Annotated in this window: 18 protein-coding genes and 2 pseudogenes; 9 read left to right on the top strand and 11 right to left on the bottom strand. The window is 65.3% G+C overall.

Annotation, left to right across the window (positions count from 1 at the left end; all coding sequences use genetic code 11):
- Positions 1-162: 162 nt before the first annotated feature.
- Positions 163-693, top strand: a complete 531-nt coding sequence (locus tag OO015_RS13400) for a YIP1 family protein (protein ID WP_265941987.1) — start codon at positions 163-165, stop codon at positions 691-693.
- A 115-nt stretch (positions 694-808) separates the two neighbouring features.
- On the opposite strand, the gene OO015_RS13395 is transcribed toward OO015_RS13400, so the two are convergent.
- A complete protein-coding gene (locus OO015_RS13395) occupies positions 809-1648 on the bottom strand; it encodes a carbon-nitrogen hydrolase family protein (protein WP_265941985.1) in 840 nt (279 codons plus the stop codon).
- 292 nt (positions 1649-1940) lie between these two features.
- On the opposite strand from OO015_RS13395, the gene OO015_RS13390 reads away from it, so the two are divergent.
- From OO015_RS13390 to OO015_RS13370, 5 genes are all read left to right on the top strand, one after another.
- On the top strand, positions 1941-2450 hold the full coding sequence (locus OO015_RS13390) for a hypothetical protein (RefSeq protein WP_265941983.1): 510 nt from the start codon (positions 1941-1943) through the stop codon (positions 2448-2450).
- 64 nt (positions 2451-2514) lie between these two features.
- Positions 2515-3702: a hypothetical protein gene (locus tag OO015_RS13385; protein ID WP_265941981.1), complete on the top strand. Its 1188-nt coding sequence runs from the start codon at positions 2515-2517 to the stop codon at positions 3700-3702.
- Positions 3703-4296: 594 nt separating this feature from the next.
- A complete protein-coding gene (locus OO015_RS13380; RefSeq protein ID WP_265941979.1) occupies positions 4297-6336 on the top strand; it encodes a hydantoinase/oxoprolinase family protein in 2040 nt (679 codons plus the stop codon).
- Positions 6337-6339: 3 nt separating this feature from the next.
- Positions 6340-7953 carry a hydantoinase B/oxoprolinase family protein gene (locus tag OO015_RS13375; RefSeq protein ID WP_265941977.1) on the top strand — a complete coding sequence of 538 codons (1614 nt, stop codon included), beginning with the start codon at positions 6340-6342 and terminating at the stop codon, positions 7951-7953.
- Between the two features lie 197 nt (positions 7954-8150).
- The gene (locus tag OO015_RS13370) at positions 8151-9581 is read left to right on the top strand and encodes a Tat (twin-arginine translocation) pathway signal sequence domain-containing protein (RefSeq protein ID WP_265941975.1); all 1431 of its coding nucleotides are present in this window, start codon (positions 8151-8153) and stop codon (positions 9579-9581) included.
- 51 nt (positions 9582-9632) lie between these two features.
- On the opposite strand, the gene OO015_RS13365 is transcribed toward OO015_RS13370, so the two are convergent.
- Positions 9633-10379 carry a DUF554 domain-containing protein gene (locus OO015_RS13365; protein ID WP_265941973.1) on the bottom strand — a complete coding sequence of 249 codons (747 nt, stop codon included), beginning with the start codon at positions 10377-10379 and terminating at the stop codon, positions 9633-9635.
- Positions 10380-10575: 196 nt separating this feature from the next.
- Here OO015_RS13365 and OO015_RS13360 point away from each other — a divergent pair, with 196 nt between their 5' ends.
- Entirely contained in the window at positions 10576-11709 is a 1134-nt protein-coding gene (locus OO015_RS13360) for a VIT1/CCC1 transporter family protein (RefSeq protein WP_265941971.1), read from the top strand.
- Between the two features lie 47 nt (positions 11710-11756).
- On the opposite strand, the gene OO015_RS13355 is transcribed toward OO015_RS13360, so the two are convergent.
- From OO015_RS13355 to OO015_RS13325, 8 genes and pseudogenes are all read right to left on the bottom strand, one after another.
- A complete protein-coding gene (locus OO015_RS13355) occupies positions 11757-11921 on the bottom strand; it encodes a BBE domain-containing protein (protein WP_265941969.1) in 165 nt (54 codons plus the stop codon).
- Between the two features lie 56 nt (positions 11922-11977).
- Positions 11978-13135, bottom strand: a complete 1158-nt coding sequence (locus OO015_RS13350) for an FAD-binding oxidoreductase (RefSeq protein ID WP_265941967.1) — start codon at positions 13133-13135, stop codon at positions 11978-11980.
- A 145-nt stretch (positions 13136-13280) separates the two neighbouring features.
- Entirely contained in the window at positions 13281-14243 is a 963-nt protein-coding gene (locus OO015_RS13345; protein WP_265941965.1) for a N(4)-(beta-N-acetylglucosaminyl)-L-asparaginase, read from the bottom strand.
- A 24-nt stretch (positions 14244-14267) separates the two neighbouring features.
- Entirely contained in the window at positions 14268-14909 is a 642-nt protein-coding gene (locus tag OO015_RS13340; RefSeq protein ID WP_265941963.1) for a hypothetical protein, read from the bottom strand.
- The gene (locus OO015_RS13335) at positions 14890-16080 is read right to left on the bottom strand and encodes a hypothetical protein (protein WP_265941961.1); all 1191 of its coding nucleotides are present in this window, start codon (positions 16078-16080) and stop codon (positions 14890-14892) included. Before OO015_RS13335 ends, OO015_RS13340 begins: the two co-directional genes overlap by 20 nt.
- Positions 16081-16101: 21 nt before the next feature.
- The gene (locus OO015_RS14280) at positions 16102-16323 is read right to left on the bottom strand and encodes a DUF2249 domain-containing protein (RefSeq protein WP_416236606.1); all 222 of its coding nucleotides are present in this window, start codon (positions 16321-16323) and stop codon (positions 16102-16104) included.
- Between the two features lie 33 nt (positions 16324-16356).
- Positions 16357-16740, bottom strand: a pseudogene (locus tag OO015_RS14275) (hemerythrin domain-containing protein); the annotation flags it as partial.
- On the bottom strand, positions 16724-17224 hold the full coding sequence (locus tag OO015_RS13325; RefSeq protein WP_265941957.1) for an RrF2 family transcriptional regulator: 501 nt from the start codon (positions 17222-17224) through the stop codon (positions 16724-16726). The pseudogene OO015_RS14275 and the gene OO015_RS13325, both read right to left, overlap by 17 nt.
- 120 nt (positions 17225-17344) lie before the next feature.
- Between OO015_RS13325 and OO015_RS13320 the strand changes: the two genes are divergently transcribed.
- Positions 17345-17473, top strand: coding sequence for a hypothetical protein (locus OO015_RS13320; RefSeq protein ID WP_265941955.1), 129 nt, complete (start codon positions 17345-17347; stop codon positions 17471-17473).
- Positions 17474-17482: 9 nt separating this feature from the next.
- A pseudogene (locus OO015_RS14270) lies at positions 17483-17857 on the top strand (ion channel); the annotation flags it as partial.
- 229 nt (positions 17858-18086) lie between these two features.
- Here the strand turns inward: OO015_RS14270 and OO015_RS13310 are convergent.
- Positions 18087-21266: a DNA polymerase III subunit alpha gene (locus OO015_RS13310; RefSeq protein WP_265941950.1), complete on the bottom strand. Its 3180-nt coding sequence runs from the start codon at positions 21264-21266 to the stop codon at positions 18087-18089.
- Positions 21267-21271 lie beyond the last annotated feature (5 nt).

Below are 21271 nucleotides of genomic sequence, written 5' to 3'. Positions count from 1 at the left end.
CCGATCGTCCTGATACCAAGTGTACAACGGGCGCGGCAGGCTGACGGTGAGGCCGGATGTCGGCAAGGGTGCTACCGGATCGCCGAAGCTGCCTTGACAACGGATGTTGACTGTCCGAAACTGGAAATATCGACGGGCACGTTGGTGCCGAAAGGAGGCGAGATGGCACAGGCATCGGTCGTCGAGCGAGCCATCGGCGCAGCACGACTCGATCCGCGTGCCTATGAGGACGTGGAACGGGACGAGGCGGCGACCGGTACCGCACTTGCGATCGTCGTGTTGAGTGCGATTGCGAGCGGTATCGGGAATCTCGGGAACGATGGCGTTATCGGTCTCGTCGGCGGGGTCGTTTTCGGAGTGATCGGCTTCGTGCTGTATGCCGGCATTGCTTACCTGGTCGGAGCGAAGCTCTTCGCGACAGCCGAGACAAGTGCGACCTGGGGTCAGCTGATCCGAACCCTTGGGTTCGCGCAGGCGCCGGGAATCCTGTACGTCCTCGGGATCCTGCCAGCGGTCGGCGGACTCATCCGGTTCATCGTCGGGGTGTGGATTCTCGTCGCGACGATCGTTGCCATCCGGCAAGCCTGCGACTTTTCGACCGGTCGGGCGGTGCTGACGGCCGTGGTGGCGTGGATCATCTACCTTATCTTCGTTGTGCTGCCGGCCGCTCTCCTGGCGCTGCTGGTGGGCTGAGCGATCGGCCGCGTGGTGCTGGAAATCGGGCGAGTTGGTGAGCGACGAAAGGGACGGGGAGGAGCTGGCGGCCGATCCAGCCGCCAGCTCCTTTACGACATATCCCGCAAGATCATCACCCCACAGGCACAGCCTGGGCATACACCTCCGGCCGACGATTCGCCAGCGAAGGAAGCTGCTGTCGCACCTCGCGGAGGTAGGCGAAGTCGAGAGTCGTGACCACGACGCCCACGCGGTTGGTCGCCTCCGCGATGACGGTTCCCCAGGGATCGGCGACGAGCGAGTGGCCGTAGCAGTGCTGACCGGGATCGTGCGGGCCGATCTGGGCAGGCGCAGCGATGTAGCACTGGTTCTCGATAGCCCGTGCCCGCAGCAGCACGTGCCAGTGGTCCTTGCCGGTGTAGAGCGTGAATGCGGCCGGGACGAAGATGAGTTCGGCACCGGCCAGGGCCAGGAGCCGGTACAGTTCGGGAAAACGGAGGTCGTAGCAGATGGTAAGACCCACCGTGTGCCCGGCGACCTGGGCGGTCACGATGCGGTCGCCGGGGAGGATGGTCACCGACTCGTTGCTGGTCACGTTACCGGAGAGATCGACGTCGAAAAGGTGGATCTTCCGGTAGGTTGCGAGGATTTCGCCATCCGGAGCGAAGAGGACGCTCGTGTTGTAGAACTTGTCCGGTCGCTCCGATCGCTCGAGGATGGAACCGCCGAGCAGGTAGATGCCGAGTCGCCTGGCCAGCTCTGCGAAGCGCTCACTGGTGGGGCCAGGAATCGGCTCGGCATTCGCCTCGTGCAGCTCACGCGGCCCGAGGAAGTTGACGTACTCCGGCAAGGCGACGAGCTGAGCCCCCTGCTGAGCCGCCTCGGTCACCAGCTGTTCGGCGACCACGAGGTTCGCGGTCTTATCCGAGCGCGAGTTCATCTGGACCAGACCGATCCGGAGAAGGTCGCTCATGGCGGTCTCCTCTCTGCTTCGTCGAGCGATCCACTCGTCGCATTGTACTGCGGAAACACGGTACCTGTGCAGTGTACGAGCGGACGGTCGCTGACTCGCTCACGGCACGGTCGGGTGCGAAAACGAGCATCGCTGCGAAGGGTCGGGAATCGGGCGCGACGCTGGCCGCTGCTGGCAGGTGACGTGAACAGCTGATCGGGTTCGATCGCGCCTTCTGAAGACTTGACAACTCTCTCTCTCTCTCTGCTACCTTGAGTGTGGCAAGTCGACCAGCTACGGAAAGGATCGCCTCATGCGACATGCTCGGCAGGCTTTGTTCCTCGCGCTCGTCGCCGTGCTGGTGACAGTCACTGGAGCGAAGGCGCTCGATGCCGATTCCCCCGAGTATGCCCTGCGCGATGCAGCCGGGAACAATTTTCGTTCGATTGCCCGCGTGCGGCACACCCCGTACAGCGACCACATTCTCGTCCAGTCGTTCGGTTTGCGGGTCAACGTCATGACAGTCGGCCATCGTGCGGTCTGTGAAGACTATCGCTGGACGCGCTCGGCTCCAGCCCCGTACAACGGCCGGTTCTGGGACAACGGGGCGCCGTTTCCGCTGTACTACTGGAATACGCCGCAGTGGACGTACGAAGCCTTCGGACAGCGCATGTACTGGGGTGGACCGAACACGCCTGTCTGGATCGAGCACATGACGAGTGGCGAGGATATCTGTGGCAGTTTGGCAGGCCTCTTGCGGGCAGCTGGTATCAAGTCGTACCGGTTTCCGACGTACTGGTACTGGCAGGCGATGACCCGATAGGAGGTGCGCCATGCATCGGGGCGGGTGGAGGCAGCGTGCAGCAGGGCGGTGGAGCGTCGCCGCGATGGCGATGCTTCTCGCCGTACCGCTCGTGCTCGGGTGCGGTACAGCTGAGAGTCCTCGCGCGACCGGGTTGCCGGTCGAAACGCGAGCGAGCGGTATCCGCATCCGCTTGACCGACGTGCAGGCGCGGGTCATCGGCACCGTCTTGCGCCTGGAGCTGCGACGCGAAATGGCCACGCAGCCGAGCGAGACGTTCCTTCCGATCACCGCCGAGATGCTGGACGTGACGGGATTCGTCGGTGACCAGCGTCTCTGGGGAAGTCTCGTGAGCTATCCGGAACGGGACGGCTGGCTTCCGGTCGACCTGCTCGTGGGCTACCGGCCTGCCGAGCCTGGAGAGGCCACCGTGACGATCGAATGGCTTTTGGTGGCGCCGGAATCGGGTTTGAACGGTAGCCCGCGCCGGATCGAGGGTCCCTGGACCTTTGTCCTCCCGAGGAGCGTCTTCGATCGAGCGGCTGTCGCGCCGACCGTGTTTGCGGTGGAGCGCGAGATACCTACTGACCACCCTGACCTGCGGGTCGTGCTGCACCGTCTTTTGTCCAGCCGAGCCGGCACCGGCATTGTCTACCGGCTCGAGACCGGAAAGCTGGGCCCCTCGAATGTCCTCGAAAATGGCCTACGGGTACGCTTGTCCAACGGGGGACTGGTGGAAGCCTCGGGTGAATGGCCACTGCCCGACGGGTCCCGCGTGGCGGAGTTCCCCCCGCTGGGCGAGCAGACACGGGCGTTCGCGGTCGAGTGGTACCCGTGGGTCGTCGCGCACCCTGAGCCGGTTCGGATCGAATTGGACTTGAGGCCACTCTGGGAAGTGCCAGAGGGGGCGATCGTCCCGCTCGGGACGGCGTTCGAGTTGGGCGGTGAGCCACTCACGGTGACGAGCGTGCAGCGTCGGGGCGATGAGATGGTGCTGGTCGTACGGAACCAGCTCGACCCGGAAGCGCGTCGGATGCTTCTCGTCGGACCGGTCTGGGAGGGCATCGTTCTCCGAGCGGAGACGGGCAAGGTCTATCGCAACATCGGTGGGAGTACAGGACTGGAACGGGACGAGAAAGGCGGTGTCTTCGCCGGAGCTTCGACGCTCGAGTTCGAGCTTCCACCGGTGGGCACGCAGCGCGTGTGGCTCGAAGTTCCGGTCACTGGACGGCTCGTCCGTGCCCCGGCGGTAACACTCGCCCTGGACCAGTGAAGAACGGTGAACGAGCAGTGGTTGCCAGCGCCGGCATTCCCGGCAGCGTGGAAGCGATCGTGATCCCGGTTTCCCGGGTAGATCGCTTTCCCCGCTCGCTGGACGACGAGCGAGTCGTGCAGCCGGTCAGGTCGGCAAGCAACGCAGGCCTCTGAACCTTGTCAGCCGGTTGGCAGGTTAGCCGTACTGCCTTTACTGGTATTCGGTCCTACCATTCCGAATCGGTTTTGGACCGTAGCATCCGAGAACGAACGATATCTTCGCCAGGTATCGCGCGTATCCTGGGGCAAACAGGCAGTTGTGTCGTTGTTCCCTGCTTCTCTGCGCCGTACGGTGCGGAGAAGCGCGCTCGAATTCGTTTTCCTCGCAGCACTCCAGATGGGGATCGCACATTCTCACGTAGTAGCATCGACGGATCCGGGACGCGCCATCGAAGGACAGTCCTGCTGGGGGCAGCTCGTGCGCTACCGATGCGAGGGAGCAGGGTTCCTGCGGATAGATATCGTGCACGATTGCGGCAGACCCGTACCATAGCCAGCTATGCTACCGTGGGTCAGGGTCTGGGGAGTATGTCGTCACAGCGAGGGAGCGGGCATGGTTCGTGTCGGGGTCGACACTGGTGGCACGTTCACCGATTTCGTGGTGATCGATGGCGAGGGCGTGCGCATCCACAAGGAGCCGTCCACACCGCGTGATCCAGCGCAGGCGATCGTGACCGGGCTGCGCGCACTCGGCGTATGGGATCGGCTCGAGCGGCTGATCCACGGCACGACGGTGGCGACGAATGCGTTCCTGGAGCGCAAGGGTGCGCGAACTGGGCTGCTGACGACGGCGGGTTTCCGCGACGTGCTCGAGATCGGTCGGCAGAACCGGCCACGGCTCTACGACCTCCGCCAGGTCCGCGAGCCGCCGCTGGTTCCGAGGCAGTGGCGACTGGAGGTGCGGGAGCGGCTGGATCCGCAGGGAGAGATCGTCGTGCCCTTGCACGACGAGGACGTGGAGGCGGCGATCGAGGTATTTCGAGCAGCGGGGATCGAGTCAGTTGCAGTTTCTTTTCTCTTCAGCTTCGTGAATCCGGAACACGAGCGTCGTGCAGCGAGCCTCTTGCGCGAGGCGGGATTCGCAGTATCGGCCTCGCACGAGGTCTCACCCGAGTACCGCGAGTACGAGCGGACGTCGACGACGGTGGTGAACGCGTACGTTTCACCGGTGATGGGGCAGTACCTGAAGACGCTAGCCGAGACGCTGCCGGGTCGTGCCTCGTTGTGGATCATGCAATCGAACGGCGGGACGATCGGCGCCGAGGTCGCTGCACGACAAGCCGTGCGGACGTTGCTCTCCGGTCCGGCCGCGGGCGTCATCGGTGCGCGAGCGATCGCACGTGCAGCCGGGTTCCGGAGGGTCATCAGCTTCGATATGGGTGGAACGTCGACCGACGTCTGTCTGATCGACGGGGAACCCCGTGAGCGGACCGAGGGGCGGATCGGCGAGCTCCCTGTTCGGATACCGATGCTGGATATCCACACCGTCGGGGCAGGTGGCGGATCGATCGCCTGGTTCGACGAGGGTGGGGCCTTGCGGGTCGGCCCACGCTCGGCGGGGGCGGATCCGGGGCCGGCGGCCTACGGTCGTGGTGGTGACGAGCCGACGGTGACCGACGCGGCGGTGGTGCTGGGCTGGCTATTACCGGACGCGTTTCTCGGGGGGACGATGCGACTGGACGCGGAGCGAGCCCGCGAGGTGATCTGGCGGGTGGCGCGGCGGCTAGGACGGAGCTTGGAGGAAGCGGCACTCGGTATCGTCGAGGTTGCCGAAGCCAACATGGAGCGAGCGATCCGGGTGGTTTCGGTCGAACGAGGTGAAGATCCGCGGGAATACGGGCTGGTTGCCTTCGGTGGGGCGGGGCCGATGGTGGCCTGCGCGCTTGCCTCCAAGCTACATATCCCTATAGTACTCATTCCACACCACCCTGGCACCCTATCGGCTCTCGGCCTCCTCACCGCCCCAAGCACCCGCGACTACGTCCGCACGGTCATGCTCCCCGCGAACAGGACTCACCCCACCCTCGAGACGGTCGTTGCCGACCTCACTGCTGCAGCCATACACGATCTCGCCGAAGAGGGCCTCGTACTGACCGAGGCAACCTTCCAGTTCGCGCTCGACCTCCGGTACAGCGGGCAATCGTACGAGCTCACTGTCCCGTTCACCGACTCTCTGAGTGACGCAGTGCAGCGCTTTCACCAGGCACACGAGCAACTATATGGGTATGCCGATCCAGCGATTCCTGTCACGATCGTCAATATCCGCCTCCGGGTGACCCTCCCACCCGCGATCGAGATGGAGGCTAGCCAGCGCGACGCCTTGACGCTCTGGGAACCCGAGCCGCTGGAGATGCGCCATGCCGCCTTTAGCGACGGTACCCGCTGGTCACTGCTCGCTACGCCCCGTTTCGAACGCGCCCAGCTCATGCCTGGAGCGATCCTCAGCGGCCCCGCCCTCGTGACACAATACGATACGACGACCGTCATTCCGCCGGACTGGCGTGGCATCGTCGATGCGACCGGAACGATCGTGCTGCAACGACACGGCGAGCCGAACGACATCGTGAAGTTGGCCTACGGGAGAGGACGGTAGGAGATGCCGGATCGCGACCGGATCGACCCAGTCTCGCTCGCCGTGTTCAGCGCAGCAGTGAGTGCCGTGGCAGAGGAGATGGGCGCTGCGCTCCAACGTTCCAGCTTCTCGCCGAACATCAAGGAGCGGCTCGACTTCTCGTGCGCCGTCTTCGACGAGCATGGTCGGCTGATCGCCCAAGCAGCCCACATTCCGGCGCACCTGGGATCGATGCCCGATTCAGTGCGTGTCGTCCTGGAACAGTGCGCACCCTTCGCGCCGGGGGACGTCGTGGTCGTGAACGACCCCTATCTCGGCGGCAATCACCTGCCGGACATCACGATGGTCAGTCCGGTATTCCTCGGTGAAGAACCGCAAGGCGAACTCATCGGCTTCGTCGCGAACCGAGCGCACCATGCTGATGTCGGCGGTATCAGCCCGGGCTCGATGCCGATCGCGACAGAACTCTTCCAGGAAGGAATCATCATCCCACCGATCAAACTCTGGGAACGCGGACAGCTCAATCAGGCGGCTCTGGCCTTGATTCTCCGCAACGTGCGGACACCCGACGAACGTCGCGGCGATCTCATGGCCCAGTTCGCTGCGAACCGTACCGGCGTCCGCCGCGTCCTCGAACTCGTCGCTCGCTACGGGTTGGTACGGTACCGCGAACTCTGCCAGGCTGTTCTCGACTACGGCGAACGTCTCGCTCGCCAGGCCATCCGAGCGATTCCGCCAGGCACCTACCGCTTCACCGATTACCTCGACGACGACGGTATATCCGACGAACCGGTTCCGATCACTGTCACTGTTGAAGCCGACGGTGAGACCCTCACCTTCGACTTCACCGGAACCACCGCACAGCGACCGGGAAGCATCAATACGGTCGAGACTGTCACGAAATCGGCCGCGTACTACGTGCTCCGCTGCCTCATGCCTGAAGACGCACCGATGAACCACGGTGTCTTCCGTGTTCTGCGCGTCATCGCCCCCGCGGGCACCGTCGTCAACGCCCGGCCACCGTGCGCGGTGGCTGGCGGGAACGTCGAGACGTCCCAGCGGATCGTCGACGTCCTGTTCGGTGCCCTCGCGCAGGCGCTCCCGGACACGATCCCGGCCGCCAGCCAGGGAACGATGAACAACCTGACGATCGGTGGTATCGATCCCGAGACCGGCCGTCCGTTCGCCTACTACGAGACGATGGGCGGGGGGATGGGGGCTCGCCCCGGCCTCGACGGGCTCTCCGCGGTGCACGTCCACATGAGCAATACGCGCAACACTCCAATCGAAGCCCTCGAGTACGCCTATCCCTTTCGGATCGTTCGCTACGCATTGCGCGAGGGTTCCGGTGGCCAGGGTGCCGCACGAGGCGGCGACGGGCTGATTCGGGAAATCGAGTTCCTGGCCGAAGTAGAGGTCACGCTCCTGACCGAACGGCGTCGCCTCGCCCCGTGGGGACTCCAGGGTGGCCAACCGGGTGCTCTGGGCCGGAACATCCTCGTCCGGCGCACCGGTGCTGGTCTCGAAGAGGTCGACCTCGGCGGGAAACGTCGCCTCACTGTCCGACCTGGCGACCGTCTCCGGATCGAGACACCAGGCGGGGGTGGCTGGGGTCGCGTCCAACCCGAGTACGGCTGACCACTCGATGCAGCACGATCGGTGCGAGTCGAGTTCGTCGACTAGGACTCGCGGGCACAGCCTCGCTGCAACCTTCCCGTGGCTTTTTAGGACTCGGGTCACCTTCCCGCACCGTCGCCGCGCGGCTACACGTGATGACGAGAACGACCGGAGCAACGCGCCGCGGGCCGAGGGAAGCGGGAAGGGAAGCGACAGGCATGCTCGAGGAACGCTGGCACGAGGATCGGCGACTCCAGCCTCGCCCGGCCTGCCCGTATTTTCGTCTCTTGTCGGATCCCGAGGCGCAGGCGATCTCGCTCGGTGACCAACGCTTCTGCAACATGATCCAGCAGCCACTCGCCGACTTGGGCTGGCAGGCGTCGTACTGCATGGGTGCGTTCGACTGTTGCCCGCACTTGCATACCCGGCAGGGTGCTGGCGAGGGTCATCCGAGCCGGCAGCTCCTCGAGCTTCTGGCCGCCCAGCGCACCGACGAGAATCAGCAGCGCACCAGGAGATCGAGATCGTCCACCGCGACGGTTCCGTTCGCGACCGCCAGCGAGCGGGCGACGTCAGCAGGAACGCTGCGCATCGCTCTGCGGGAGCGACTGGTAGACATCATGCGTCGCCCGCTGGTCGTCGCGGTGACCACGGTAGCGTTGATCGGGGGACTATGGGCCGGAATCGCGCTCGCCGATACTCTCAGCGGCAACCGCCCGAGTGCCGAAGCAGGTCAGCCAGCGACAACGAGCGCGCCAGCGTTCACGTTGCGCACCAGCCGCCCGACGCCGACTCCGACGCCTTTCCCCGCGCCAGCCCAGGGGCCGGGACTCCCCTCGCTTTCGGTCAGTCGGGCGAGCACAGCGACTCCTACGCCCGCACCACGACCGGCGAAGACCGTCGAACCCACCGCAACACCGATCGCGTCGCCGGAGCCGAGTCCGACACCTCAGCCTGTGGTTGCGCCACAACCGGCACCGAAGCCCGATGTCGTCTGGCCCACAGTCACGCCGAACCCTTCGAGTGCGATCGAGATCGGAACGCCGACTCCGACAGCGGTCCCCTGGCCGTCGATCACTCCGACGCCGACCGTCACACCGACCCCGACACCCTCGCCGACTCCAACGCCGATTCCCACACCGACGCCGGACCCGTGGGCGAACCTGCCGCCGATGGCCCGCGTCGGTCAACCGGTCCCGGTCACGAGTGTCGGTAACCTGCTCACGACGTTGACACCGTATCCGTTCGCGGGGAATGCGCTCGCGGGAACCGCTCCAGCGACCGGACTCCCCGACGTCATGCTCCCAGCGAACGCTGGAATCCTCCACGGGCTCCAGAGCGGTGCCAACTCGGGACGGATCTGGTTGAACACGCCTGAGCCTATCCAGCGTCTCGTCCTGGTCGTCGAGGGGATGAGCAATACGGGCCCACTCGCACCCGTGCTCCGTATCAGCATCAACGGCATCACCCTCTGGGAAGGGGTGAGTCCGTTCCCCCATGGGGACTGGTCGACGGTGGCGTGGGTCATCGACAAGCCACAAATCCTCACGACATCGCAGCTCCAGATCACGCTCTCGCTGGCTACACCGGGCGAAACCGGTGAGGAGCCGTGGGTGGCGCTGGCAAGCGTGACCGTGTACGCCGAGTGAGGAGGGCTCCGGCGCGCCTGACCCGTCGCTTGTCGGAACGTGGCATCGACCTCAAGCGAACCAGCGAGCGACCATCGAGACGAACGGTGCCAGGAGCAAGGCGGGAAGGAACGAGCCCACCCGCACGCGACCGATCCCCAGCAGGTTGATGGCGATACCGATCATCATGAGGCCGCCGACACCTGTTACGAGGAGCACACGGGGATCACTGGCCGGATCGGGGAGAAGCTGCGCGAGCGCACCGGCCGCGAGGGAGACGCCGCCCTGGTAGACGAGGATCACCAGGATCGAGAAGCCGACACCGATGCCATAGGCACTGGCGAGCGCGACGCTGGAGAGCCCATCGAGCGTGGCTTTGATAATGAGGAGCGTCGCGTCACCAGTCAGACCGTTGTTGAGCGAGCCGATGAGCGTCATCGGTCCGACGCAGAACAGGAGGCTCGCGGCAACGAAGCCCTCCGTGAACGACCCCCCGCCGCCGACCCACTGCTTGATCCGGTTCCCGATTCCCTCGAGCCCTTCCTCGACCCGCCACCACTCTCCGAGAAGACCACCCACGACGAGCGTCAGGAGCCCCAACACGATCCCATCGAGACGCCCGACGGTCGCTTTACCGAGACTTCCCGCCATCGAGAGTGCGATGAAGACGGTCGTGAGCCCGACTCCTTGAACAGCGATGCGCTGCATGCGTTCCGGTAAACGACCATGCAACAGCAAACCGAACGTCGTGCCGACAGCGACCGTCGCGGCGTTGATCACAGTGCCATTGGTTCGCGACCACACCTCGATCAGCTCCATCCCTAACCCCTTTCGCGTTTTCACCCTTGCGCAGTGTAGCGGTCCGGTCGATGCTGTGGCCAGAACGGCCGTGGGACCTCATCGCAGACCGCTGCCGTGCCAACCTCCATACCGGCCGCCAGTATGAACGGCTATTCGATCTTTCGTCACCGAGAGGATCAGCGGAGACGGTCTCGACAAGCGGGAGGTGGACGCAGTGAACGACAGGCAGGAGGCCGCTGTCCGGTATCGCACGAACCTCCAGGACGAGATCGACAGCGCGACGCTCTACCGGGCACTCGCCGAAGCCGAGCACACACTGGAACTGCGCGAGGTATTCGAGCGACTGGCAGCGATGGAGGAGCAACACGCCCGATTTTGGGAGGAGAAGCTCCAGGAACTCGGCGTTTCCGTACCGCAGCCGCGACCGAGCTGGCGGACGCGGGTACTGGTGTGGGTCGCACGCCGCTTCGGACCTGCCGTGGTCATCCCGACGATCACGGCACGCGAGTGGGCAGACCAGGCGAAGTACGATGCGCAGCCCGAGGCCGCACGTGCGAATCTCCCCCAAACGGAGCACCAGCACGCGCGGATCCTGCAGCTCATCGGGCGTGAGCGCCCGAGCGGGCTACCGGGGAGTGCCCTCGCAGCGCTGGAGGGAAGACATCGCGCGGTCGGTGGGAACGCGCTGCGTGCCGCGGTGTTGGGGGCCAACGACGGGCTCGTCTCCAATCTGAGCCTGGTCATGGGTGTCGCGGGAGCTGACCTCGCTCCGCGGACGATCCTGCTCACCGGGATCGCTGGGCTCCTCGCTGGTTCCCTTTCGATGGCGATGGGTGAGTGGTTGTCGGTACAGAGCGCTCGCGAACTCTTCGAGCACCAGATCCGGATCGAGCGCGACGAATTGATCGCATTCCCGGAAGAGGAGCGCGAGGAACTCGAACTCATTTACCGAGCGAAGGGGGTACCGGCCGAGACGGCACGGCAACTCGCCGACCGGCTGATCCGCGAGGGTGCACCCGCACTCGAGACGCTCGTCCGGGAGGAACTGGCCATCGACCCCGAGGAGCTGGGCGGTTCGGCATGGGAAGCCGCGATCGCGTCCTTCCTGCTCTTCTCGGTCGGAGCCATCGTCCCCGTCCTGCCGTACATCGCCTGGGGCGGGATACGGGCAGCAGTGGCGAGCGTCGTGCTGAGCGGGCTGGCCCTGTTTCTCCTCGGAGCCGGGATCACGGTCATCACCGGTCGCAGCGCACTTCGCTCCGGGTTGCGGCAAGTGCTGATCGGGCTGGCAGCTGCCGCGATCACCTTCGGCGTCGGACGACTCTTCGGTATCGCCCTCGCTGGATGACCAGCACGCGCCCGGGCAGCCTCTCATGCCCGGGCGCACCGGGTGAGTCAAGCTGGCAGGATGTTTTGACTGAGGCGGAAGAGGTTGTTGGGATCGTACCGTCGCTTGAGCTGGCTCAAACGCTCGTAATTCGGGCCGTAGGCAGCACGCACGCGCTCGTTCCCCTCGTCACCGAGTTCGTTGACGTAGACGGCCTTCGGCAGAGCAGGCAAAGCGCCCCAGGCTCGTTCGATCCAGGCTCGGTTCGCACCGTCGTGGCTGGGTCACGTCAGATCGCCAGGGCGGTCACCGCCCAGGGCCGGTTGCGATGCGCGAGCGCCATGGCCGCCGGTGGAACTGTGGCGACTGCGCCGTCGAGACGAACAAACAGAACAAGACTCTGTGGCGATGGCGCTTCCAGGTAAGCACTGGCCAGCGGTTCGATGACGAGCGGATCGAGCGTGTCGAGGAAGTTGCCGCGACCGTAGTAACGGAGCCCCGGTGCAGCGACCTGGTCGAGCATGCGTTGCAGCGCAGTGTACGGCACCCGGACGGTCTCCTCGAAGACAGGAGTTCCGAGTCTGCGGAACCGTGCGAAACTCTGCACGGCCAGCTCGCTGGATGCCGTCGATACGAGCATCAGTGCATCGGCCGGCACGCCTTCCGGTATCGTCAGGAAGACGAAGGTTGCCGACAGACTCGGTGGGCTCGCTTCCAGAAGCTTCTCGGCTTCCGGGAAGACTGGTGCGGCAGCTTCGATCGGGAAAGCCAACTGGTAGACGGAGACTTCCGGCCCGGCCGGCTGCAACCGGTGGGTGAAAGACGTCGCGACACCGAAGTTCCCACTGCCACCGCGGATCGCCCAGTAGAGATCGACGTCAGCGTCCGGTGCTGCGCGCCGGAGCGTACCGTCGGCGGTCACGATGTCAGCGGCGAGGAGATGGTCGATCGTCAAACCGAGTTGCCGTGCCAACCACCCCATCCCGCCGCCGAGCGTGAATCCAGCGATACCGGTGTGCGAAATCTGTCCGCCGGTCACTGCGAGACCGTGCTGCTGCGTCGCCGCGTCCAGGTCCGCCCAGCAAAGGCCAGGGCCGGGCACCGCCAGGCACCGAGCGGGATCGATCTGAAGCTGCCTCATCGGAGAGAGATCGAGCACGATTCCACCGTCGTACGTCGAGTGACCAGCGAAATTGTGGCCGCCGCCCCGCACAGCCAGTCGTATCTCGTGCTGCTGAGCGAACGCCACGACCTGCTGCACGTCTTCGACTGTCTGAGCAGAAACGATCAACGCCGGGTGACGATCGATCGTCCCGTTCCAGACAGCACGAGCCTCGTCGTAGCCCGCATCACCAGGAGTACGGACCTCGCCCTGGAGAGCCGTACGGAACGCATCGAGAGCACCGGGATCGAGTGCCCGTTCTTCACCGTGCCAGGTACGGAACACGTTTCGGTGGGACCTAGCGCACCTCCTGTGCGATCCAGCTAGCGTAGGCCGTCAGCTCGGCTCAGCACGCCCGCGTCTGGGCGGCCCATCGGAGTGGACCACACCCTGCCCACCGCATCCTGGCCAGTGGCGATTCAGCGCTTGTTCATTCTCGGAGCGGAACGTGCAGGCGAGGGCGTTCCTCGTACGTCTCCATGTCGATCGTCTGGACGACATATGTCGCCTCGGGCGATGTCGAGGCAGCGGCCACATTGCCGTCGCGATCCATCGCGACGATGTTCATGACGGTATCGGCCTCGGCATAGGGGTCGTCCAGGGCACGGAGATCGAGCATCGCCTGGCGGAGCGCGTCCTCGAGGGTGAAACCGAACCGCAAGTACATGACGACGCTGTGCGCGGTGGCACAGCGAATGGCCATCTCCCCACGGCCGGTACAGGCTGCAGCGCCGAAACGGTTGTCCGCGTAGTTCCCCGCACCGATGATCGGCGAGTCACCGAGTCGCCCCGGCCACTTGAAACCCCACCCGCTCGTCGAGACCGCACTCGCGATGTTGCCAGCGAGGTCACGCACGATGACATTGGTCGTGCCGAAGAGCTCGCGGTGAAGGAGCTGGCGCCATCGACGGACGACCGACATATACAGTTGGTAGTGATCTTCGTACACGTTCTGCTCGGTACTGCGTTCACCGCGGATCACCGCACGCCAGATCGCCTCTGCCTCCGGTGTGAGGAGATTCGCCGGCTGGAAACCGTGGGTACGCGCGAAGAGCTCGGCTCCGTCACCGACGAGCATGACGTGCGGCGTACACTCCATGATCCGGCGGGCAACTTCGATCGGATGCGGGTAATGTTTGAGGGCACCGACTGCGCCAGCGGCGAGCGTCCGACCATCCATCACGCTCGCATCGAGTTCCACCTCACCGAGGATATTCGGGATACCGCCAGTGCCAACTCCCTGATCGCGCAGATCGTCCTCGACTGCTTTCACTGCAGCGATCGCAGCTTCGAGCGCAGTGCCGCCGCGCCGCAGCACCTCGATCGCGTAAGGAAACCCGACGGCAGCATTGCGGCTACCGACGACGATGCCACGAACGTCACGTTTTGTCATTGGGCACCCTTCCCGCTCGCCCGTTCACTGCCCGTGAATCCCGCGCTCGAAGTCGGTGCGCCACCAGCGGAGATACAGGACACCGTCGTCGGCACTGCTCACGGCCTCAACCGGAATCTCGAGCTCGTGTGGCGGTAAGCCGTAGCGCACGTGCACCGAGACGAGCTCGCCGGACGGCAGCGCTGCGCACAGGTCGTGCAGGTGCGCGACCCGCTCTCCCTCAGCGGTGACGACTGCAGCACCACGGTGGAGCACTGCGTTGGCCTGATCGATCGTCCGCACGATCTCGCCGAGCTCGACAACTTCTGGCGAGGGTGGCGGTGGCTCCTCTAGAGAAGCCGGTGGAATCCACTGCGGGATATAGAACGGGCTGGTACGTTCACCGGTGAGTCGCTGGATGAGTTCCCCGGTGTAGAGCTCTTTCTGGAATTCGGGGAACTCGTCGAGCGCCGCCCGTGTCCGCCGTATCACCAGTCCTGCTGTGTTGCCGTCCTCGAGCACTTCGAGTTCCGAGAGTGGCACGACCAGGCTGTGCCGCAGGATGAACCCGCGCCGGATCACGACGCTCTTCACCCGAAGCGACGAGGGATCGATCAGCATCCACTCGATCGTACCCGCATCGTGCCCGTCGATCGTCCGGAGTACATCACCGAGGCAGACGCGCATCCGGATCCTCCCCTCCATCCCCGACCCGCCCGAGAGCGTGTGTGGCTAGTCTACCGGACACCGGTGGAGAAGGGGAGCGGGCACGTTGCGTACGGCTGACTCCAGCAGCAATCGAGACGGCAAAGGTCACCAGCGCGAGGGCATTACCGAGCCCACCAGCTCGCCGGAGCGCTGCGTCAGCGACGAGATCACCGGCCAGCCGGAGCAGGAGCGAAGCGCCGAGCACGGCCGGAGCCGCGTAGGTGAAGCGCCGGTACGCGAGGCGCAGGCCGGTGACGGCGGGGAAGATGATGAACGCATGCGCGAAGACCTGCGAGAAGACGAAACCGAGCGCGAGCGCGTGAATCTGCGCATCGTACCGGAAACCGCTCCGCTGGTGGCCGAAGGCGAGTGCGAGGAGGCCAGCGACAGCCAGCCAGAAGTAGCCGTGCAGGAGGCACACCGCACTGAAACGGTGGAGACCATGCTGGCGCAGTCCCCGGCGGGCGACATCGAAACGGAGCAGCCAGAGGGCGAGCGACAGGAGAGCGAGTCCGCGCAGACGAGCACCGGCTGCTGTCGCGAACATTTCCAGTACGGTCCCGCCGAGGAGGAGCGAGACGGACACGACGAACCAGGTGCGTACCCGGCGATCCGGTCGCAAGGCCCGGGCCAGTTCCAGGCGTTCGCCGGTGATGATGAGGACGAAGCCGGTGAGCCACCAGGGAACGAGAGCCGGGATACCCACACCTGCCGAGAGGAGGAAACCGCTCACGAGCCACGACAGCGCACCGGCGAACATCACGGCATGGTGGACGGTCCGGGCGACTGCCAGAAGGTACCCGAACGTGAGCGTAAAGGCGAGGAAGGCAACCAGCATGAGAAGTTGAACGATCAGCGGGGGTGCGCCTGCGAGCGAAGCGAGGGAGGCAGCGAGTGCGGCCAGCGGCGCAGCGAACGAGAAGCGGCGGCCCACCGCGACGGCCCGCTCCAGGCCGATCAAGGTGACGAAGAAGCCGACGACCAGGAGCGGGCCGTGCTGGACGGTGAGCTGCGCGCGGTGCGGAAGGGGGATGTGCCAACCCATCCGTGCGAGGCCAGCGAGAACCCCGAGCGCCGCTGCGAGTGCACCGAAGGCGATCAGCCCACGCGAGAGCCACACGACGAAGCGGCGTCGGGATCGCTGGTGCATCGGAGTGCTGCCTTCCCCTCGTCAGCCGACCTTTCCGATACGGACGCGCCAGACCTGCGGACCACGCTCGAGGTCGTCCCAGGTGAACTGGCCAGCCAGTTCTGCCTGGAACTGGTAGTAGAGCGGCTTCGGATCGTGATCGTTCACGAGTACGAAGGCCTGACCGGGTGCCAATTCCTCGAACGTCCTGAAGATGAGCGGATGCCGCTGCGGCGGTGGTACGTCCCGCACGTCGAGCTCGATCTCGTTCGCTAGCCGCTCGTAGAGCGGGAGATAGGCTTGCTCCTCCTTCTCGAGGTGCAAGCGGACGATAGCAGCCAGCTCGATCGCGCGGCGTCGGACCTGCTGTTCGAGCTGTACGCGCTCCGCCGCTGAGGCTGTCGCGAGACTGGCTACCAGGCCGCGAAGCTCCTCGGCAGAGCGGCGGATCGCTGCATGATCGAGTCGCATCGTCAGGGTCGCCTGGTCGGGCGGAATAGACGGCTCGATCCGGTCGTAGAGTTCGCGTTCCTCCTCCTCGGCATGCGGCAAGAGCTCTTCGTGGAGAAAGCGCACGAACCGATCCGGGTCGGTCACTATCCCGTCTTCCGAAAGTAAGGCCGCCAGCTGGTCGTAGAGCGCTCGATGGTGCTGACGGATCGCCTCAGCTGAAAGACTCATCGCGAACCCCCTGTTCTCCTCCAACCGTCCGTTCCAAGGCTCCACTGCCAGACACAAGCACGCCGAGCGGCCCGACCGGCCCGCCATCCGTCGCACGCGCGATATCAGCCAGCGTCGTCTCGTCGAGGAAGCGCGCGACGGCCTCGACCACAGCCAGCCAACGGTCGTGCGCGATACAGGGACGATCAGCTGGGCAGGTTTCGGTGCCGAGCAGGCAGTAGCTGAGGAAATGCGGTTCTTCGAAGAGCGAGACAATCTCAGCGAGCCTCACTCGCTCGGGCGGTCGAGCCAAGCGAAAGCCTCCTTCACGTCCGCGTTGCGAGCGGAGCACACGCGCACGCGCCATCGTATGGAGGATCTTCGTAAGGTAGTTGGCGGGGATCGCCGTGGCCAACGCGAGATCGCGTGCAGTCATCCATTCGTTTGGGTGCTGCGCGAGGACGATCGTTGCGAGCAAGGCGTACCGACTCGTTCGCGAGAGCATGGGCAGCCTCCGTCACTGCCTCGGAATATAGCACATGTACATGAGAATAGCAAGATATCCCTATTGCGGGATTCTCTCGTGTGGGGAACACAGGGAGCACGCGCGCGGAGGTGACCACCAGTGCACGAACGCCGACCGCTGCCTGTTCGGCTCTCTGAACTGACCATGGCGGCCCTGGCGATTCTGACTGTCTGGCTCCTGACGCTGCCGCACGATCCGGAAACCGCGTTCGCAAATCGCGTCATCTAGGGCATCTTCGTGCTGGACTCTGCCGTGCGGCTCGGTCAGGCTCTGGATCGGAGGCCGTTCGTCCGCGAACATCTCAGCGAACTGATCGCGATCCTCCCCTGGGACGAGTTTCGCGTCGCTCGCATCCTGCGGCTCATCCGCTTGCTTCGGGCTGGCGTTTGGCTCTGGCGTGCGACGCGAGAACTGCGAGCGATCGCCCGACACAATGGACTCGCTTCTGGGCTCGCGGTCGCGAGCGCTATCGTCGCGCTCGGCAGCGCGATCTTCGGGCTGGTCGAGCCAGCCGTGCAGAGTTACGGCGATGCGCTGTGTTGGGCAATCGTGACAGTCACGACCGTCAGCTCCGGAAATTTTGCGCCGCGAACAGAAGCAGGAGGCGTCGTTGCAGCAGTGTCGATGCTGGTCGGTATCGGCGTGATCGGGATGTTGACGAGCAGCATCGCAGCCGACTCCCTCGGGGCTCGACAGCATGCCGGAAATCCGACGATCGAGCACATCCGCGAGCGGCTGGCACACTGGGACGAGCTCGATCCCTCGGAAGGCGATCGGCTGGCCAGGATGCTCTGGATGCTGGCGAGTGAGCGCGAGGGAGCAAGCGTGTCCCCAGGAACGCTCAGCGGAAATCGTGCGAGAGCGTCCCGACCCGCTCTGCGACCGGGCCGAGCGGTCGGCCGAGCGGTCGCACCTCCTCAGCGACCAGGCTGGCCAGTGATCCCTCGCGCTCGACACGCCCATCGATCACCAGCACCGGTTGCCGACGGAGCATCGTCCGGTACTGCTCACGCACTGGTGGCGGCACGATCACGTTGACGAGTCCGGTCTCGTCTTCGAGCGTGAGGAAGAGCACGCCACGGGCCGTCGGAGGTGCTTGCCGACAGACGACGAGTCCAGCGACGCGCGCTGTCACGCCATGCGGGAGCGTGCGGAGCCGTGCTGCCGGGACGACGCGCAGGATCCGTCGCTGCCGCTCGTACAACTCCATGAGATGCCGGTCGAGGCAGAATCCGAGGATCGCATAGTCCAGGAACGTCTGCTCGACGAGATCGAGCGGTGGCAACACCGGTTCCGGCTCAGGCACCTCGAGCAGTCGTGGGCAATCTGGGCATTCTCGTGCGACCGCGAGCAGTTGCCAGAGCAGCTCGCGGCGGCCGATTCCTGGAGCGAGCGTCTCGAACGCTCCCACGAGAACGAGTGCTTCGACCTGCTCCGGGGTGAGCGCAGCCCGACGTACCACGTCAGCGGGATCACGGAAGGGACGGTCAGCCCGTGCAGCAACGATCCGCTCGGCTACTGCTGTCCCGATACCGCGGACAGCAGCCAGGCCGAGCCGAACCGGCCCACGAACTGGATCACCTGTCAGAGTCGCCCGTACTTCGCTTACGGTGACATCCGGTGGGAGAACGCGGATACCGCGGCGCAGCGCATCCCAGATCAGGACTTCGGGCGCGTAGAAGCCCATCGGCTGGTTATTCAAGAGCGCACAGAGCAGTGCAGCTGGGTAGTGCGCCCGTAGCCAGAGCGTCTCGTAGGCCGTTTGTGCCAACGCTGCAGCATGGCTCTTGCAGAAGCCGAACTCGGCGAACGCTGCCATCTGGGCGAAGATCCGCTCGGCGACCGGCCGCGGCACACCGTTCCGTTCGGCACCAGCCAGGAAGTCACCGCGCAAGGCCTCCATCGCGGCCCGCGAGCGCTTGCTGCCCATCGCCCGGCGGAAGGCATCGGCCTGACCAGGCGTCATCCCCGCGATCGCCATCGCGACCTCGAGCACCTGCTCCTGGTACAGGATCACACCGAGGGTCTCGCGCAGGATCGGCTCGAGCTTGGGATGGAGAAAGCGGACCGGCTCGATCCCCTGGCGCCGGCGGATATAGGGATGCACCATCCCGCCTTGTATCGGCCCTGGCCGGATGATCGCGACCTGGGCGATCAGATCCTCGAACCGTTCCGGGCGAGTGCGCGGTAAGCTCTGCTGCTGGGCCCGACTCTCGACCTGATACGTGCCGATCGTGTCGGCCACCTGGAGCTGCCGGTACACTGCTGGGTCGTCGAGCGGGAGCCGATCGAGATCGATGCGGACGCCAGTCGTGCGCTCGACGAGCTCGACTGCCTGGTGGACGACCGAGAGTGCACGGACACAGAGCAGGTCGGTCTTGATGAGTCCGGCTTCCTCGATGTCCCGCTTGTCCCAGCCGAGCACGATACGACCAGGCATTCGGGACGGCTCGACAGTGGTGAGTTCCACGACCGGCCGACCCGCGATCACCATTCCTCCGACATGGACGGAAAGATGCCGAGGGATGTCCTCGAGCTGTGGAGCCAAGCGCACCAGCCAGGCGAGACGACGACGCTGCTCGCCGGACAGGCGCGGAGCCAGGAGCCGTGCAACCTCGGCGAGCCGCTCGCCCAGGCGTCCCTGGCTCTTCGCCAGTTCATCGACGATCTCGGCTGGCAAGCCGAGCACACGACCGAGGTCACGGATCGCGCTCCGGGTTTGGAAGGTGACGTAATTACAAACCATCGCGGCGTGCTCGACACCGTAGGTGGCGTAGACGTAGGCGAGCGCCCGCTCGCGGTCCTCGAGGCCGAAATCGATGTCGATATCCGGCATGGAGGGGCGTTCCTCGTTGAGGAAACGCTCGAAGAGCAGGCGATGGGCGAGCGGATCGACCTGTGTGATGCCGAGACAATAGGCGACGAGCGAGTCCGCTGCCGATCCGCGGCCACGACCACGGAAGCGATTGGCGAGATCGGCACAGATGAGAAAGAACTCAGCGACGCCGAGCCGCTCGATGACCCCGAGCTCGTGCTCGAGTTGCCGGACGACCGGCTCGGTCAGCGTGCCGTAGCGGCGCTGTGCTCCTTCGTATGCCCAGCGTCGTAAAGTCTGCATCGGTGTCTCGCCGGGTGGCACGAGGTGGGGCAACGGTGGGAAGCGGACGTGCCGGAAATCGAGCGCAACCTGGCAGCGTTCGGCGATGCGCAGTGTGTTCACGAGAGCAGTCGGCACGGAACGAAACCGCTGCGCCATCGTCGCTGGTGCGACGAGCCGGTACGCTGCCGACGTCTTGCGGGCTGGATGGGGCGTATCGACCGTGATACCCTCGCGGATGCAGACGAGGATATCCTGCAGACGCCAGCCCTGTTCGTCGAGATAGTGGACGTTCCCGGTGGCGACGACCGGCAGGCCGGTCGCGCTCGCGAGCGCAGCCAGCTCGGCGCAGCGCTCGCGGTCTCCGCGTTCGCCGTGCTCCTGGAGCTCGACGAAGCAGCGATCGCTACCGAAGACGCGCGCCAACCAGCGAGCTTGCGCCAGCGCCGCGGCTCGCTCTCCCCGAGCGAGCGCCTGTGCGAGCGGCCCTCGCCGGCACCCAGTGAGGACGAGAAGTCCCTCGTGGTACTCGGTCAGCCAGCGCCAGGGTAGCGCGACCGCTCGTCGCTCGGACGAGCCAGCAAGTGCCGATTCCGTCTCCCCCGGTCCCTCGGGCGTCGGCCAACCGAGTCGCGCCGCTGACAGAAGACGCGCGAGCGTCGCATAGCCGCGTTCGTCCTCAGCCAGGAGCGTGAGATGGCTCCCGTCCTCCATCGTCACCTCGGCACCGACGATCGGGTGGATACCGGCTCGCTCGGCAGCGCGGACGAAGCGAACGACACCGTGCAGCGCATCGTGGTCGGTGAGGGCGAGGTGCTCGTAGCCGAGTGTCGCTGCTCGTTCGACCAGTTGTTCAGGCTGGCATGGGGCGTCGAGGAGCGAGAAACACGAATGCACATGGAGTTCGGCGTACGGTGCACACATCCTGC

Source organism: Thermomicrobium sp. 4228-Ro (genome assembly GCF_026241205.1).
Lineage (GTDB): Bacteria > Chloroflexota > Chloroflexia > Thermomicrobiales > Thermomicrobiaceae > Thermomicrobium.
The sequence above is the reverse complement of the archived record's forward strand: the minus strand, read 5'-3'. Positions and strand labels throughout refer to the sequence as shown.